The organism is Dorea phocaeensis (assembly GCF_900240315.1).
In the GTDB taxonomy this organism is placed as follows: Bacteria; Bacillota; Clostridia; order Lachnospirales; family Lachnospiraceae; genus Dorea_B; species Dorea_B phocaeensis.
The window spans coordinates 520,769-536,759 of sequence record NZ_OEPZ01000001.1; the positions used below are offsets into that span (position 1 = coordinate 520,769).

18 protein-coding genes are annotated in these 15,991 nt (G+C 44.8%); 1 reads left to right on the forward strand and 17 read right to left on the reverse strand.

The window, feature by feature from the left end:
* Positions 1–13: 13 nt before the first annotated feature.
* From ruvB to C0979_RS02435, 4 genes are read right to left on the reverse strand one after another with little or no spacing between them, the layout of a single operon-like run.
* Positions 14–1,015, reverse strand: coding sequence for a Holliday junction branch migration DNA helicase RuvB (gene ruvB / locus C0979_RS02420; protein WP_101694469.1), 1,002 nt, complete (start codon positions 1,013–1,015; stop codon positions 14–16).
* Positions 1,016–1,025: 10 nt separating this feature from the next.
* Positions 1,026–1,634: a Holliday junction branch migration protein RuvA gene (ruvA, locus tag C0979_RS02425; protein WP_101694470.1), complete on the reverse strand. Its 609-nt coding sequence runs from the start codon at positions 1,632–1,634 to the stop codon at positions 1,026–1,028.
* An 8-nt stretch (positions 1,635–1,642) separates the two neighbouring features.
* Complete coding sequence (locus tag C0979_RS02430) at positions 1,643–2,134, reverse strand: Gx transporter family protein (protein WP_101694471.1); 492 nt, start codon at positions 2,132–2,134, stop codon at positions 1,643–1,645.
* A gap of 24 nt (positions 2,135–2,158) precedes the next feature.
* Complete coding sequence (locus C0979_RS02435; RefSeq protein ID WP_101694472.1) at positions 2,159–2,548, reverse strand: NusG domain II-containing protein; 390 nt, start codon at positions 2,546–2,548, stop codon at positions 2,159–2,161.
* Between the two features lie 199 nt (positions 2,549–2,747).
* Between C0979_RS02435 and C0979_RS02440 the strand changes: the two genes are divergently transcribed.
* Positions 2,748–3,731, forward strand: coding sequence for an FAD:protein FMN transferase (locus C0979_RS02440; RefSeq protein ID WP_101694473.1), 984 nt, complete (start codon positions 2,748–2,750; stop codon positions 3,729–3,731).
* Between the two features lie 140 nt (positions 3,732–3,871).
* Here the strand turns inward: C0979_RS02440 and C0979_RS02445 are convergent, their stop codons facing one another.
* The 13 genes from C0979_RS02445 to C0979_RS02505 all read right to left on the reverse strand — a co-directional run bounded on the left by C0979_RS02445 (position 3,872) and on the right by C0979_RS02505 (position 15,984).
* Entirely contained in the window at positions 3,872–4,330 is a 459-nt protein-coding gene (locus tag C0979_RS02445) for a DUF2752 domain-containing protein (protein ID WP_101694474.1), read from the reverse strand.
* 13 nt (positions 4,331–4,343) lie between these two features.
* A complete protein-coding gene (locus C0979_RS02450; RefSeq protein WP_101694475.1) occupies positions 4,344–5,135 on the reverse strand; it encodes an RnfABCDGE type electron transport complex subunit B in 792 nt (263 codons plus the stop codon).
* 13 nt (positions 5,136–5,148) lie between these two features.
* On the reverse strand, positions 5,149–5,724 hold the full coding sequence (gene rsxA, locus C0979_RS02455; RefSeq protein WP_101694476.1) for an electron transport complex subunit RsxA: 576 nt from the start codon (positions 5,722–5,724) through the stop codon (positions 5,149–5,151).
* 13 nt (positions 5,725–5,737) lie between these two features.
* Entirely contained in the window at positions 5,738–6,457 is a 720-nt protein-coding gene (gene rsxE, locus C0979_RS02460; protein ID WP_101694477.1) for an electron transport complex subunit RsxE, read from the reverse strand.
* 14 nt (positions 6,458–6,471) lie between these two features.
* A complete protein-coding gene (locus tag C0979_RS02465; RefSeq protein ID WP_101694478.1) occupies positions 6,472–7,053 on the reverse strand; it encodes an RnfABCDGE type electron transport complex subunit G in 582 nt (193 codons plus the stop codon).
* Positions 7,053–7,982: an RnfABCDGE type electron transport complex subunit D gene (locus tag C0979_RS02470; RefSeq protein ID WP_101694769.1), complete on the reverse strand. Its 930-nt coding sequence runs from the start codon at positions 7,980–7,982 to the stop codon at positions 7,053–7,055. Before C0979_RS02470 ends, C0979_RS02465 begins: the two co-directional genes overlap by 1 nt.
* A gap of 44 nt (positions 7,983–8,026) precedes the next feature.
* Positions 8,027–9,349 (reverse strand): electron transport complex subunit RsxC, encoded by a 1,323-nt coding sequence (gene rsxC, locus C0979_RS02475; protein ID WP_101694479.1) that lies wholly within the window; start codon positions 9,347–9,349, stop codon positions 8,027–8,029.
* Positions 9,350–9,534: 185 nt separating this feature from the next.
* Positions 9,535–10,629, reverse strand: a complete 1,095-nt coding sequence (gene rpsA / locus C0979_RS02480; RefSeq protein ID WP_101694480.1) for a 30S ribosomal protein S1 — start codon at positions 10,627–10,629, stop codon at positions 9,535–9,537.
* On the reverse strand, positions 10,610–11,467 hold the full coding sequence (gene ispH, locus C0979_RS02485; RefSeq protein ID WP_101694481.1) for a 4-hydroxy-3-methylbut-2-enyl diphosphate reductase: 858 nt from the start codon (positions 11,465–11,467) through the stop codon (positions 10,610–10,612). Before ispH ends, rpsA begins: the two co-directional genes overlap by 20 nt.
* Positions 11,468–11,496: 29 nt before the next feature.
* Complete coding sequence (cmk, locus tag C0979_RS02490) at positions 11,497–12,153, reverse strand: (d)CMP kinase (RefSeq protein ID WP_101694482.1); 657 nt, start codon at positions 12,151–12,153, stop codon at positions 11,497–11,499.
* Positions 12,154–12,248: 95 nt separating this feature from the next.
* Positions 12,249–13,475, reverse strand: coding sequence for a BaiN/RdsA family NAD(P)/FAD-dependent oxidoreductase (locus C0979_RS02495; RefSeq protein WP_101694483.1), 1,227 nt, complete (start codon positions 13,473–13,475; stop codon positions 12,249–12,251).
* Positions 13,468–14,397, reverse strand: a complete 930-nt coding sequence (locus C0979_RS02500; protein WP_101694484.1) for a MurR/RpiR family transcriptional regulator — start codon at positions 14,395–14,397, stop codon at positions 13,468–13,470. The genes C0979_RS02495 and C0979_RS02500 overlap by 8 nt, the downstream gene beginning before the upstream one ends.
* A gap of 171 nt (positions 14,398–14,568) precedes the next feature.
* Positions 14,569–15,984 (reverse strand): oxaloacetate decarboxylase subunit alpha, encoded by a 1,416-nt coding sequence (locus tag C0979_RS02505; protein WP_101694485.1) that lies wholly within the window; start codon positions 15,982–15,984, stop codon positions 14,569–14,571.
* Between the last annotated feature and the right edge of the window lie 7 nt (positions 15,985–15,991).

A 15,991-nucleotide genomic window follows, 5' to 3' on the forward strand; every position in this document is an offset into this window, starting at 1 on the left:
AATTGCCACAAATTTATTCATTTTCGCATGAAATTCCAAGATGACGATATGCATGATCTGTTACAACCCTTCCTCTTGGTGTTCTCTGAATAAATCCATTTTTCAGAAGATAAGGCTCATATACGTCCTCTATGGTTCCTGCATCCTCGCCAAGTGATGCCGCCAGCGTATCGAGTCCTACCGGCCCTCCCTGGAACTTTTCGATCATAATCAGAAGTAAATCCCGATCCGTCTGATCTAACCCTTCCTTATCCACATCCAGCAAATCCAGCGCATAGTTAGCCACTTCCTCTGTAATATGTCCTTCGTATTTTACCTGCGCAAAATCCCGAACTCTCTTTAAGAGGCGGTTAGCCAGACGCGGCGTTCCTCTTGACCGTCTGGCAAGAGCGTAAGCGCCTCTTTCATCAATTCCAACCTCCAGCACATGTGCTGATCGTATAATAATCGTCTTTAATTCTTCCACAGTATAGTATTCCATCCGGTTTACCACACCGAAGCGATCCCGCAGAGGAGCCGTCAGCATTCCCGCTCTGGTGGTAGCACCAACAAGGGTAAATTTCGGCAAATCCAGACGAATCGACCTAGCACTTGCCCCTTTTCCAATCATAATATCAATTGCATAATCTTCCATCGCCGGATAAAGTACCTCTTCCACCTGCCTGTTCAGCCGATGAATCTCATCCACAAAGAGAACGTCTCCCTCCTGAAGATTGTTCAAAATCGCCGCCATCTCCCCCGGCTTTTCAATTGCCGGTCCAGAGGTAATCTTCAAATTCACATTCATCTCATTGGCAATAATTCCCGCCAGTGTTGTCTTCCCTAACCCCGGAGGACCATAGAACAGCACATGATCCAGAGCCTCTCCTCTGGCTTTCGCTGCTTCAATATATATTTTCAACGTCTCCTTTGCCTTCTCTTGTCCGATATAATCTTCCAAAAGCTGAGGACGAAGATGGTTCTCTATCTTAATATCTTCTTCCAAATTCTCCGTCGTGATAATTCTTCTGCTCATGCTCTGCTCCCTACATCATGTATTTCAGCGCCTGTTTCAGCACCGTTTCCACATCGGTATCTGCCTGCATCTCTACCTGTTTCACAGCTCTTAAAGCCTCTGTACTGCCATAACCAAGAGCCACCAACGCCTGTACCGCTTCACTTTGCACCTCTCCTTGTCCACCGGAAGAGACCCCCGATGTAGGTGCTTCTTCCAGATGATCCAGTACATCCTCTAGATGAAGCTTGTCCTTTAATTCCAAAATCAACTTTTCTGCTGTCTTCTTTCCGATTCCCGGCGCCGCACAGATTGCCTTGACATCATTGGACAGAACCGCAAATCGAAGATCATCAGGCGACAGGACAGACAAAACCCCAAGTCCTCCTTTCGGACCAATTCCATTTACTCCAATCAACAATTTGAATACCCGCAAGTCATCGCGGGTAAAAAAGCCATATAACTTCATGGCATCTTCCTTTACACTTAAGTATGTGTGTAGTTTAACCTCACTTCCTGCTGGCGGAAGCATTCCCATGGCAGAACCCGCCATGTAAATTCCATATCCCACTCCGCCTACATCTACAATCACCTTGTCCTCTTCGCAGTCCACAAGGGTTCCTCTGATATACGATATCATAACTCCTCCTACAATTGAATATCTTTTAGTCTCCTAATCATCCCGTTTGCCACCAGACCAATCACCAGACCTGTTGCCACTCCGGCAACAAGAAGAACCGGCACATAATAAGCCACGCTGAACGTCTCAACGACCAGCATGGCAACAATTAACTGACCGATATTGTGGCAGACACCTCCAGCCACACTGACTCCCATCACGCTGAAGCCGTCATTTTTTTTCAAACACGCCATAGCTGTCAGGCTCAAAAGCCCCCCTGCCAAACTGTATATAATACTAAAATAATTTCCAAATATAAATCCGGATAAAACCACTCTGACTACTGAGAGTAGATAGGCTTCCGAAAGACGCATTTTATAAAGTGCGATCACAATAATCAAATTGGCAAGCCCCAGCTTCACACCTGGGATTCCGAATGAAATCGGAATCAGCGTCTCTACATAACTGAAGATCAGAGCCAATGCTGTGAATACGCCAAAATATGCTACTCTGCTTTTCACTGCTCTTCCTCCCTTGCCGTCCCGTTAATTACTGATCCCGTCCAGCTTTCCTGACTCTGCGCTTTCCACTTCCACTACAACCTTATGCGGCAGACAAATAATGCTCTCATGGTTTTTTGAAATGGCTTTCTGGTGCACACAGAGCTGATCCGGACAATCCGCTTCCTCCATATCTGCTTTTCCATCTTTGATTATGAGGATGTTCGTTCCTCCATTGATCGAAATTTCCTGATCCTTAGACAACGTATAGGTACCTTCTAGCACACCGTCCACCTTCACGCTAATAACACCGGCGCCCTCGCCCCCAATCAGCTCGTGAAACAGAAATGCAGCGCCTGCCACAACCACAATAATTCCTATCAGAAGCCAGTCTTTCTTTTTGAATCGAAATTTCTTTGTATGATTTTCACCCATGGTTTTTACCTCTTTCATTCATTCTGTTCTATTTTAACACAAGAAATCTATGCCATCAACCATATGTCAGTTTGCAGATCCGACTTTTCATGGTATAATAATTGCATTATATGCAATTCAAGCCGATATATCGGCTTGCTGTCACGCCCGTGACAGATTATACCCTGCAATCCAATTTTACAGATCAAAGAGGTGTCTTATGAAATCAAAACGACTGATTGTTTTGCTGGCATCTGCCGCGCTCCTTTTAAGCGGATGTTCCAGCTTATCGAAAAAGAAAGAACTGACTTATACTGATACCCTGTTCGATACCGTCATCAGTGTACAGATTCTAGATCCTGCAGAAGAAAGCATCCTTAACGGCTGCAAAAAACTGTGCCAGAAATACGACCTGATGTTCTCTTCTTATAATGAAGAAAGCGAAATTTCTAAAATCAATTCTGCCGGCGGCGCACCCGTAGAAGTGTCCCCTGAAACGGCAGCGCTGATCAAAAAGGGAATCTATTATAGCGAGCTTTCCGGCGGTGCCTTTGACATCACCATTGGCCCCGTATCCAAATTATGGGACTTCAAATCCGGTGAGCACATCATACCGGATGCTGGTGCGATCGCCGAAGCTCTATCTCATGTAAATTATGAAAACATTATGATCTCCGACAATGTGGTCACTCTTGCCGATCCGGCAGCTGCCATCGATCTTGGCGCACTGGCCAAGGGATACGTTGCTGACCGCATCCGCGATTACCTGGAGAAGCAGGGAGTCAAACACGCTTTCATCAATTTAGGAGGAAATATTCTGGCCATGGGAACCAAACCAGACGGTTCTGATTATAACGTTGGAATTCAGGCTCCTTTTAAAGACACTGGAGAACCGATTACTTCCGTGAAGGTTGCCGACAAATCTGTCGTAACTTCCGGTACATACCAGCGCTACTTCGAAGTAGACGGGAATCTGTATCACCACATTTTGGATCCAAGAACCGGTTATCCATGCGAAAATACGCTGACCAGCGTTACCATCATTACAAATTCCTCTTTGACGGCCGATGCTTTCAGCACTACCTGCTTTCTGTTGGGCTACGACGAAAGCATGAAAATGATCAGCCAGATGGAAAACGTGGATGCTGTCTTCATTACAAATGACAATAAGATTCACTACTCCGCTAATTTTCAACAGAAATAAATCAAAAAGCAGACGGCTCATTTTGTCGCAAGGTCTTCCCAAGTGGATGACTCTAAACAAAATAAACCCTCTGCTTTTTATTTTTATACCTTCTGATACGAATCTTTATCTCTCTATACAGCCCTTCCTTTTCGGAAAACTCATAAATATTCCCGAATTCTTGACAGCAGATTTCCCGGATAATAACTCATAGGCGGCTCTCCCGGATAATAGCGAAACATCCGCCATACGTAGAACGCTACCATAAGAAGCATACCTGCCACCAAAAGCTGCAGCATCCATTTTCTGCTCTCTCTAAGGAACACATACCGATTGATTCCGAACAAAAGCACGAAGAATATTACTGCATAGATAAATGGATGGATTTTCCATGCCCCTGCAAAATCAAAATGCAAAAGACATATTCCCGCTCTGGTAAGTCCACATCCCGGACACGGCATTCCCGTAATCAGAACCCATGGACACCCACCGTGAAAAAACGTTCTTAAAACGACAAAATAGGCGATTATACCCATAATCACCCATTTTATCTCTTTGACGTCACTCCACAGCAGACGCAGTCCATCCCGCACAACCTGCCTGAAAGTTCGTCTTTTCATGCTATGTCCTCTCTTATAAGATAATCTTCTTCGGACACTTCTCTGCACATTTTCCACAGTTCGTGCATTTTTCCGGATCAATGTGGGCGATATTGTCGATGACTTTCACTGCATCAAATTCACATACCTTCTCACACATCTTACATCCGATACATCCTACGGAACATGCCTTCATAACATCCTTACCTTTATCTCTGGAACTGCACTGTACCAGATGTTTCTGATCATATGGCACCAATTCAATCAAGTTCTTCGGACATACGGCAATACATTTTCCACATGCCTTACACTCATCCTTATCCACCACTGCAACTCCATCTACGATATGGATCGCATCAAATGGACAGGCTTTCACACAGCTTCCTTCTCCAAGGCAGCCATAATTACATGCTTTTGGCCCTCCGTCCTGCATCATATTCACCATTACGCAGTCGTTTAAGCCATGATATTCATATTCCTGCTTTGCTTTGTCACAAGTTCCTGCACATTTTACAAAAGCAACCTGATGAACCTGTGTTCCCGCTTCGATTCCCATAATCTTGCCAACCTTCTCCGCAACCGGAGCACCGCCGACCGGACATCCGCCTACTTCAGCTTCTCCTTTTACGATGGCTGCTGCAAGACCGGAACAACCTGCATATCCACATCCTCCACAGTTATTTCCAGGAAGGACTTCCAGGATAGCCTCTTCTCTTTCATCTACTTCTACTGCAAACTTTTTTCCCGCAATTCCAAGGAACACACCAATGAATAATCCGGTGCCGCCTACGATTGCAGCAGCAATAATAATTCCTGTAATACTCATAGTCTGTTTCCTCCTAAATCAGTCCAGAGAATCCAAAGAACGCAATAGACATCAGTGCTGCTGTAATCAGCACGATCGGTGTTCCCTGGAAGGACTCTGAAATATCATTGTATTCAATCTTCTCACGGATTCCTGCCATAATCACGATGGCGATAGCAAATCCAACAGAAGTTCCGATACCATTGATCACACCTGTCAGAATACCGTAATCCTTCTGTACGTTGGTTAAGGCAACACCCAGAACCGCACAGTTAGTAGTAATCAGCGGAAGATATACTCCTAACGCATCATACAGAGACGGCATTGATTTCTTCAGGAACATTTCCACAAACTGTACCAGCGCCGCAATCACAAGGATGAATACGATCGTCTGCAGATAGGAAATATCCAATGGAACCAATATAAACTTATAGATCAATCCTGTAAAGAATGATGCAATTGTGATAACGAAGATAACGGCTCCACCCATACCGGAAGCTGTCTCAACCTTTTTTGATACTCCGAGGAACGGACAAATTCCCAGGAACTGGCTGAGTACAACGTTATTTACAATTGCAGACCCAATTGCAATAATCAATAATTCTTTCATCTATGTACTCCTCCTATTCTTCATTTCCCGTTGGGAATACTTTGCCGCTGCATCCTCCGCAGGAACCGCAGCCTTCTCCGCATCCGGAAGTCTCTGTAACCTTCTTGCCCTTCTTTGCCGCATTTTTCTTAATCTTATTCTGTAATGCTACCAAGCCTGCCAGTACAAGGAATGCACCAGGAGCAAGAATAAAAATGGTTACCGGAACGTATCCTGCTTTTCCCGCCGCCTCATCTGCAAGTGGAAGCAGCTGATATCCGAAGATCTGACCGGCACCGATCACTTCACGCACGATACCGATACATGTTAAACCAACTGTAAATCCAAGCCCCATACCAATTCCATCAAAGATAGACGGAAGCACCGGATTCTTAGATGCGTAACTCTCAGCACGTCCAAGGATAATACAGTTTACTACGATCAGCGGTATGTAAAGCCCCAATGCATCATAAAGACTTGGAACAAATCCTTCCAGCAGGAACTGTACAATTGTTACAAAGGATGCTACGACTACAATGAATGCCGGCATTCTGACAGAATCCGGAATAACCTTACGCAGCATGGAAATCAACATGTTAGACAGTACAAGTACGACCGTCGTAGAAAGACCCATACCCACACCGTTGATTGCGGATGTTGTTACCGCAAGGGTCGGACACATACCCAACATCAAAACGAAGGTAGGATTTTCTTTGACCAGACCGTTATATACTCTTTCGGTACATCTATTCATCTTTCACTACCTCCCTACATAAATACATTCTGGTAGTAGCTAAGGGCAGCGTTCACAGCTCCTGTTACCGCTCTGGAAGTAATGGTTGCACCGCTTAACGCATCGATCGGCTCCCCGTCTCCTCCATCCTTAGATACCACGAATTTTTCTGCCTGTTTTCCCTGATACTGCTCATAGAATGCAGGTTCTTTAGCCTTCATACCAAGACCTGCAGTCTCACTGATAGACAGAATAGAAACACCGTTTACCGTTCCGTCTGCTGTGATTCCGACGGTAATCTTAATATCTCCGCCGTATCCTTCAGAATCTGTAGTTGTGATCACATATCCTTCCTCGCCAACGGTACAGACTTCATCAATAGATCCTTTAATTCCTAAATCTTTGATCACCTTGTCAGCAGCCTTCTGATCCACATCCATCGGCTCAAATTCATCAAGATCCGCCTCTGGGAATACCGCCTGCCATGCTTCTTTCTTTGCAGCTTCCTGTGCCTGAGCGATCGGCTCTTTGGTAATTTCATACACAAATCCAAGTCCCAGACCAGCCACCAATGTAATGACTGTAAGAATCAATGTGTTTTTAATAATCTTATTCATTATTTTTCTCCTCCTTTACCGAATGGTTTTGGAAGAGTAACCCTTTCAATCAACGGAACCAATAAGTTTCCAATGATGATTGCATAGGATACACCTTCTGCTGATCCGCCAAAGAGACGGAACAGACCTGTTAAAATACCAAGCAGCGCACCATAGACATACTGCCCTTTCTTGGTAATCGGCGCCGTCACATAATCGGTTGCCATAAACCATGCACCGAGCATTAAACCGCCTCCGCACAGATGTGCTGTAATGTACTGCGGATCGAAAAGTCCTACAGACGCTTCTGTAAACTGTCCGAAGATTCCCACGAAGAGCACGAAGCTTACAATGTATGTTCCCGGAATACGAAGATCGATGACACCCGTCAGAATCAGTAAGATTGCTCCAATAATAATTGCAATCACGGAAGTCTCTCCGATGGTTCCCGGAACGGTTCCGATCAGCATATCCATCGTGTCAACTGCTTCGCCGCCCTTTAACAATGCCAAAGGAGTCGGTCCTGTCACACCATCGTAGATAAATCTGGTCATCGGTCCTGTAAAGGAAATCAAAAGGAAACATCTTGCTCCCAATGCCGGGTTCATAAAGTTCTGCCCCAGACCGCCAAACAACTGTTTTACGATCAGAATACCAAACACACTTCCCAGCGCTCCCATCCACCATGGTGCGGTTGCCGGCATGTTCAGTCCAAGTAATAAACCTGTAACCACTGCACTGAAATCATTGATGGTTACTTTCTTATGCATTAATTTCTCGTATATGTACTCTGTCAGGACTGCAGATACCGTTGTGCTGATCAGCATAATCAGCGCAGGCAGTCCAAAGTTCCAAACCCCGAAAGCTGCTGACGGCAGAAGTGCCACAACAACCAAAAGCATAATATTGCTTGAGGTAATCTTGGAACGAATGTGTGGTGAAGATGACATTTTTAATAAATTGTTCTCACTCACGATTGTTCACCTCTTCCAAATTATTTTTTCTTTTTGCGATTTGCCATTGCAATCTTTCTCATAGATCCGATTGCCTGCTTTAACGGACGTTTTGCTGGACATACAAAACTGCACGATCCACATTCCATACATTCCAGACCCTCGCGCTTTGTAAATGCTTCCTCATTATGATGCTCCGCGTAGTCTGCAAGTCTGGATGGAATCAAACGGCTTGGACAGGCTTCTACGCAGCGCCCGCAGTTGATACATGCCGTCGGCTCAAATTTTGCCACCTCGTCTTTGGTAAAGCACAGAATGGAGGAAGATGTCTTTGTCACCGGAACATCCAGCGTAAACATCGCAAATCCCATCATTGGACCGCCGGAAATCATTTTTTCCGGATCCACCTTAAATCCGCCCGCTGCTTCTACAAGCTCTGCCTGGTTCGTTCCAAACGGCACCTTAAAGTTTCCAGGCTCATTGATCGCATCACCACTTACCGTAACAACACGATCCATAGACGGCTTGCCTTCTGCAACTGCCTGGTAAATATTGATCATCGTCTCTACGTTGTCTACCACACATCCTGCATCAGCCGGAAGCATTGCGGAATTGATTGCTCTTCCTGTTGTTGCATAAATCAGCTGACGCTCTCCGCCCTGTGGATACTTGGTCTTAAGCGCAAGCACTTCCATACGCGGTTCATCCTTCGTCAGTTCTTTTAATTTTGCAATACAATCCGGTTTGTTGTCTTCTACACCGAAGATTCCTTTTGCATTGTCGAACAGCTTCAGAACAACCTTCATTCCTCCGACCAGCTTCTCCGGATTTTCAAGCATCCGTCTGTAGTCCGCCGTAATGTAAGGCTCACACTCCGCACAGTTCGCGATTACATATTCGATTTTCTCAGGTTCCTTCGGTGACAGCTTTACTTTCGTCGGAAATCCAGCTCCGCCCATTCCGACTACTCCTGCTTCCCCAATTGCATTCAGGATCTCTTCCTTTGACATCTCGTCCAAAGATTTTACTGCCGGATACTCTACTTCTTCATATTCTCCGTCATTCTCAACTACGATACTGTTAACCGTAGCACCCGTCGGATTCATATGTGGTTCAATTGCTTTTACAGTACCAGATACAGATGCATAAATCGGTGCTGATACGAATCCTCCGGCCTCTGCAATCTTCTGACCTCTCAGTACGCGCTCTCCGACTTCTACAATTGGGCTTGCCGGAGCACCAATATGCTGGGATACCAGATACACCAGATCACCCTGGGGTTTTACTTCGACAATCGCCTTTTCCTTTGCTAGGCTCTTGCCGTCATCCGGGTGGATACCACCCTTAAATGTTAACAATGCCATCCCTTTATCCTTCCTTCCTTTTTACTCTTTAATATACTATACAGGAATATGCACTGTTTTTCCAGTCAATACAGGCAATTCCTTGTATATTTCCATAAACATTTTGTTGTTTTTTTAACAGACAGAAAAGATAGAGGCTGATACGCCTCTATCTTGTATTTCGATCAACATATTCTCTTTTCAGATTATTCTGCTGTATCTTCTTCTCCAACTTCTTCCACGCTTTCTGCCGGTTCTAAAGCTTTCATGCTTAAGCTGATCTTCTTCTCAGACTCGTTCAGATCAACGATCTTCGCTGTAATCTCCTGTCCGATAGCCAGAACGTCAGACGGCTTATCCACATGTGCTCTTGAAATCTGAGACACGTGAAGCAGTGCATCCACACCAGGTGCAAGCTCTACAAATGCACCAAAGTCTGTCATTCTTGCAACTTTACCTGTAATTACAGTTCCTACTGCATAATTCTCTGCTGCATTTGCCCATGGATTTGCCTCTGGGAATTTCAGAGTCAGTGCAACCTTGGTATCGTTAATATCTTTGATCATAACTTCTACCGTCTCACCAACCTGGAATACCTTCTTTGGATTCTCAACGCGTCCCCAGGACATCTCAGAGATATGAAGGAGTCCGTCCACTCCGCCAAGGTCGATAAACGCACCAAAATCAGTTACGTTCTTAACGGTTCCTTCCATTCTGTCTCCAACCTGGATCTTTGCAAACAGTTCTTTCTGCTTCTCTGCACGTTCTGCAACTAACAGCTGTCTTCTGTCACCGATCACGCGGTTTCTTCTTGGATTGAACTCACTGATTACGAATTCAATCTCCTGATCCTGATATTTGCTCAGGTCTTTCTCATAAGTATCAGATACCAGGCTTGCCGGGATGAATACTCTTGCCTCATCGATAACAACGCTTAATCCTCCGCCAAGGATCTGTGCTACAGGAGCTTTCAGAACCTCATGGTTCTCATAAGCTTCTTTCAGTCTCTCGTTGCCCTTCTCAGCAGCCAGTCTCTTATAAGTCAATAATACCTGACCTTCTCCGTCGTTTACTTTCAGTACCTTTGCTGTCATCTCATCTCCAACAGACACCATCGTTGTAAGATCTGCACCTGATTCATTGGTGTATTCACTTCTTGTGATAATGCCGTCTGCCTTATAGCCTATATTTAAGATGATCTCATCCGGCTTAACGTCGATGACCGTACCATCTACGACCTCTCCATTTCTAATTGTCTTAAATGACTCTTCTAACATCTGTTCAAAAGTTAATTCTGACATTATTTTGAACCTCCTCAATTATATTGTTGGGCGTGGATGCCCCTGCTGTAATACCTACTGTTTCCACGGACCCTAATTGATTCATATTCAAATCGCCGAGTGTCTGTATATAGTACGTATTAAGACATGCATTCCTGCATATTTCAAATAACTTCTGAGTGTTGGAGCTGCGCTTGTCGCCAATGACGATCATCGCATCCACACTCTCTGCAATTTTACGTGCCTCTTCCTGGCGTTCTTTCGTTGCATTGCAGATCGTATTTAAAACAATTATATCATACCCCTTTTTTTCAATGATTTCAACTAAATCTTTGAATTTATTGTAATTAAATGTCGTTTGGGATACAATACAAACTTTCTGACTCTGATCTGGAAGGAAAAAGCTTTTCGCATCCTCCGGTGTCTGAATAACAGTAACCGGACTTTCTGACCACCCCCGGATCCCCTCCACCTCAGGATGCTCGCTATTTCCAATGATCACAATGTGGGATCCTTTCGCGCTTTCTTCTGCCACAATGCGATGAATTTTCTTCACAAATGGGCAGGTAGCATCCACACAGTCAACCTCTTTTCTTTCCAGCATATCACAGATCCTTTTGGGTACGCCATGGGATCGAATAATCACCACTCCCTCTGTCAGCGCCTCCAGCTCCTCTTCGCTGTCCACAACTTCTACACCATGCCGCTTCAGATCCTTGATCACTTCTTCGTTGTGAATAATCGGTCCATAGGTGTAGATTTTTTTCCCTTTATGAAGAGCAATCTGTTCATAGACTGTATCTACCGCCCGCTTTACGCCAAAGCAAAACCCCGCCGTCTTTGCCAGTTCTACCTTCATCTTTCGCCTTTCGCTCCTTCCTCTTCCTTCTACCTGCAAAGCTTCACAATTGCAGCCACCACTTCATCAATCGTCATATCTGAGCTGTCCAAAAGGACTGCATCTTCTGCCTGACGAAGCGGTGAAATCTCCCGGTTTTCATCCCGTTCATCCCGCTCCTTAATATCTCGTTCAATCTCAGCAAGATCGCAAGCCGCACCTTTTTCTCTTAACTCATCATAGCGTCTCTTTGCACGCGTCTCTACACTGGCAGTTAAAAACACTTTCACATCTGCATCCGGTAGCACACAGGTTCCAATATCCCGTCCATCCATAATGACGTTCTGTGTCCGTGCCAGTCCCTTCTGGAGCTCCAGAAGCTTTGCCCGCACTTCCGGAATTGCGGACGTTACAGAAGCCATATTTCCTACCGCCTCATCTCTAAGCCTCGCCGTAATATTCTGCCCGTTAAGATAGACCTGCTGAAGACCATCTTCATAGCAGATTGTCACATCTGCACTTTCACATGCCTTTACTACTTTCTCCGTCTCATTTGGCAAAATTCCCTGATCCAGAAAATGAATCGCAAGACCGCGATACATCGCGCCTGTATCTACATAAACATAACCTTTTTCTTTTGCTACCAGCTTTGCAATCGTACTTTTCCCCGCACCTGCCGGTCCGTCAATCGCCACATTATATCCCATATCGTTCCTCCGAATGTCCTTTTTCTAGTTATATTTCAACTCTTCTTAGTATAGCGCATGCTTCTATACGAAACAAGCTGTTTCCTTACTCTTCTTTACACAGACATTCCTGCCGCATATCCGGTAGACCACGCAATCTGCAGATTAAATCCTCCGGTTACCGCGTCAAGATCCAGCACCTCACCGGCAAAGCAAAGTCCCTTAACCAGCTTTGACTCCATCGTCCCCGGATCAATCTCCTTTACTTTCACACCGCCCTTTGTAATAATCGCTTCGTTATATCCCCGAAGACCGGTTAATGTCACCGGAAGATTTTTAATCAGCGACACAAATCTCTGGCGTTCTTCTCTGGAAATAATATTTACCTTTTTATCTTCATCAATTCCACTCAATTCAATCATCACAGGAATCAGTTTTGCTGGAAAGAGCTTTCCAACCGCATTCTTAAACTGACGATTCTGATTCTCTTCAAAATCCCGCAGCACCCGCTTTTCCAACTGTTCCATAGAAAGAGCAGGCTTTAAATCTATTACAAGCTTTAATTCTTTTTCTCTTAGCTTCTTCCCCACAATGCTGCTGGCACTTAACATCAGAGGCCCACTCACGCCGTAATGGGTAAACAGCATTTCACCGAATTCCTCATAAAGCCGCTTCTTTCCATCATAGATCACTGCGCTGACATTGCGAAGCGACAATCCCTGAAGCCTCGGAACCCAGTCTTCCTTCGCCGTCATTGGAACCAATGCCGGCATACACGGCGTAACACTATGTCCATTCTCTTTTGCAAAGCGATGTCCGTCTCCGGTAGATCCTGTTGTCTGGTAGGAAAGTCCTCCAGTCGCCACAATACAGGCATCCCCCTTGATCTGGCTGCCATCTGTAAGTTCAATGAAGGAAAATCTTCCCTCATCCGATACCACACGCCGAACCTCTGTGTACAAATGGATCTGAACTCCCCTGCGCCGCATCTCTGCTTCCAGTGCACGGATTACATCTGAAGAATGATCCGATTGAGGAAAGACTCGCTCTCCTCGTTCGACTTTGGTTTTCACGCCAATCTGTTCAAAGAAATCAATCACATTCTGATTGGTATATCCGTAAAAGCTGCTGTATAAAAACTTGGAATTCGTCACGACCGCATCAAACAGCGTCTCCATATCACAGGCATTGGTAATATTGCATCTTCCCTTTCCTGTAATAAAAAGTTTCTTTCCCAGTTTTTCATTTTTTTCGTATACATGAACCTCGTGTCCGTTCCCTGCCGCCGCAATCGCCGCGAACATTCCGGCGGCTCCGCCGCCAATCACCAGTGTCTTACTCATCATCTTCTCCCGTCTTCATCTTCATGGTCAGCTCTACTTTATCTCCTACCATATTCAGCTCATCTTTACTGTAAACCTGATATTCATCCCAGATCTGTTCCAGTGTCTCCAACGTAGTAATGACTTCCTCCTGCTTTTTCATGCACAGAGCCACCACTAACGCATTCACCACGCTAAGGGGGGCTACCAGCGAATCCACGATGGATGCCATATCGCTTCTTGCAATCAGATTACAGGAGGAATAAATCGTCATCGGAGAGTGTACACTATCCGTCAATGTAATCACCTTTGCCTTACGATTGCTTGCGAACTCCAACGCCTTCAAGGTTCGCATCGAATATCTTGGGAAACTGATTCCAATGACCACATCCTGCTCTCCTACCCGGATAATCTGCTCAAAAATCTCGCTGGAACTATTGGTATTCACCAGTTTTACATCCGGACAGATCAGATTCAGATAAAATCCCAGAAAACTTGCAAGCGGAGCGCAGCTTCTAATTCCAATAATGTAAATGGATTTGGCATTTAAGATGGTGTCTACTGCCAATTCAAACACGCTATGATCGATGGATTCCATCGTCATCTTAATTTTTTCAATATCCGACTGCAAAACGGATGCAAGAATCTCTCCCTGACTGATTCTTCCATAAGTCACTTCCATCCGCTGAATGGAATTTAGCTTCGTACGCACCAGTTCCCCCAGCGCTTTCTGGAACTCCGGGTATCCATTATACCCAAGCGCAGTCGCAAATCGAACAACCGTAGATTCACTGACTCCTACTTCTTCTCCCATCTTTGCCGCCGTTAAAAACGCTGCTTTATCATAATACTCCCGGATAAAATCAGCCAGCTTTTTCTGCCCCTTGCTGAACTTTCCATATCCTTCCTCTATCTTCTGCAATAATTCATTCTTATTTCCCATATATTTGCTGTCCTTCTCAAATCCGATTTCTTTCAAAATTATAACAGAATTATTATATAGCGAATTCCGTTAAGATTCAAGCAAAGAAAAAAGCCCTGACAGGGAACCTCTATCCAAAAGATAGAGATTGCCCTGACAAAGCTTTTCTATTTTCTGTCAGAAAATATTTTCTTATACCGGATAGCTTCCGTTTTCTGTATCAGCTACAGTCTGATCCACTTTGGTCTGCTGTGCTTCTCTGTATTTGAAGAAATCCGTTGCAACCTGTGGGAAGAGTGCATATGTCAATACATCTTCATCCTGCTGGCTCCACTGTGCCATCTCCTGTCTCAATGTATCCAGCTCATCTGGAATCAGGTCTGCCGGACGACAAGTGATAATCTCAGCGTCATCGCCAAGAACTTTCTTTCTTACCTCTTCATTAAATGGTTTTACAGTTGCACCATACTTTCCACTTAATACATCCTTAGTCTCTTTTGTCGCCATCTTATAACGCTCGCCCATCAGCACGTTAAATACAGCCTGTGTACCAACGATCTGAGAAGAAGGAGTAACAAGCGGCGGCTCTCCTAAGTCTTTCCGAACCTTTGGAACTTCCTCTAATACTTCATAGTATTTGTCCTCTGCGTTCTGCTCTTTCAGCTGAGAAGTCAGGTTGGAAAGCATTCCACCAGGTACCTGGTATAACAATGTTTTAATGTTAACACCAAGGTTCTTTGGATTCAAAAGTCCGCTTTCTAATGCTTCGTCACGAATTGGACGGAAGTAGTCAGCGATCTCTGCCAATAAGTTCTGATCAAATCCTGTATCGTATGGCGTTCCCTTAAAGGTCTCAACCATAACTTCTGTTGCCGGCTGAGAAGTACCCAGTGCAAATGGTGACATTGCAGTATCAATCACATCCACACCTGCTTCTACTGCCTTTAAGTAAGTCATAGAAGCCACACCAGAAGTATAGTGTGTGTGCAGCTGGATTGGAAGATCCACTGCTTCTTTCAATGCTCCGATCAACTCGGTTGCTTTATAAGGAACCAGAAGTCCTGCCATATCTTTGATACAGATAGAGTTTGCACCCATATCCTCGATTCTCTTTGCGATGTCTACCCAGTAATCTAGAGTGTATGCATCTCCCAGTGTATAGGACAAAGCAACCTGTGCCTCAGCCTTTTCTTTATTTGCTGCAGATACTGCTGTCTGAAGATTACGAAGGTCGTTCAGACAGTCAAAAATACGGATGATATCAATTCCGTTTGCAGCTGATTTCTGTACAAAATACTCTACTACATCATCTGCATATGGACGGTATCCAAGAATATTCTGTCCACGGAACAGCATCTGAAGTTTGGTGTTTTTAAAACCATCACGGAATTTACGAAGTCTCTCCCATGGATCTTCTTTCAGGAAACGAAGGGATGCATCAAAAGTAGCTCCACCCCAGCACTCTACAGAATGATATCCGACCTTGTCCATCTTTTCTACGATCGGCAGCATCTGTTCTGTCGTCATACGTGTGGCAATCAGAGACTGGTGAGCATCTCGCAGGATCGTCTCTGTAATCTTAATTGGTTTCTTTTCTATTTCTGCCATTATATCT

Bases quoted from the DNA above. Each gene is read 5' to 3' on its own strand.
- C0979_RS02465 (WP_101694478.1), bottom strand. From the start codon at position 7,053: ATGAATAAGATTATTAAAAACACATTGATTCTTACAGTCATTACATTG.
- ruvA (WP_101694470.1), bottom strand. From the start codon at position 1,634: ATGATATCGTATATCAGAGGAACCCTTGTGGACTGCGAAGAGGACAAG.
- C0979_RS02445 (WP_101694474.1), bottom strand. From the start codon at position 4,330: ATGAAAAGACGAACTTTCAGGCAGGTTGTGCGGGATGGACTGCGTCTG.
- cmk (WP_101694482.1), bottom strand. From the start codon at position 12,153: ATGGGATATAATGTGGCGATTGACGGACCGGCAGGTGCGGGGAAAAGT.
- rsxA (WP_101694476.1), bottom strand. From the start codon at position 5,724: ATGAAAGAATTATTGATTATTGCAATTGGGTCTGCAATTGTAAATAAC.
- rpsA (WP_101694480.1), bottom strand. From the start codon at position 10,629: ATGTCAGAATTAACTTTTGAACAGATGTTAGAAGAGTCATTTAAGACA.
- C0979_RS02450 (WP_101694475.1), bottom strand. From the start codon at position 5,135: ATGAGTATTACAGGAATTATTATTGCTGCTGCAATCGTAGGCGGCACC.
- ruvB (WP_101694469.1), bottom strand. From the start codon at position 1,015: ATGAGCAGAAGAATTATCACGACGGAGAATTTGGAAGAAGATATTAAG.
- C0979_RS02495 (WP_101694483.1), bottom strand. From the start codon at position 13,475: ATGAGTAAGACACTGGTGATTGGCGGCGGAGCCGCCGGAATGTTCGCG.
- rsxE (WP_101694477.1), bottom strand. From the start codon at position 6,457: ATGAATAGATGTACCGAAAGAGTATATAACGGTCTGGTCAAAGAAAAT.
- rsxC (WP_101694479.1), bottom strand. From the start codon at position 9,349: ATGGCATTGTTAACATTTAAGGGTGGTATCCACCCGGATGACGGCAAG.
- C0979_RS02505 (WP_101694485.1), bottom strand. From the start codon at position 15,984: ATGGCAGAAATAGAAAAGAAACCAATTAAGATTACAGAGACGATCCTG.
- ispH (WP_101694481.1), bottom strand. From the start codon at position 11,467: ATGAAGGTAGAACTGGCAAAGACGGCGGGGTTTTGCTTTGGCGTAAAG.
- C0979_RS02435 (WP_101694472.1), bottom strand. From the start codon at position 2,548: ATGGGTGAAAATCATACAAAGAAATTTCGATTCAAAAAGAAAGACTGG.
- C0979_RS02500 (WP_101694484.1), bottom strand. From the start codon at position 14,397: ATGGGAAATAAGAATGAATTATTGCAGAAGATAGAGGAAGGATATGGA.
- C0979_RS02440 (WP_101694473.1), top strand. From the start codon at position 2,748: ATGAAATCAAAACGACTGATTGTTTTGCTGGCATCTGCCGCGCTCCTT.
- C0979_RS02470 (WP_101694769.1), bottom strand. From the start codon at position 7,982: ATGTCATCTTCACCACACATTCGTTCCAAGATTACCTCAAGCAATATT.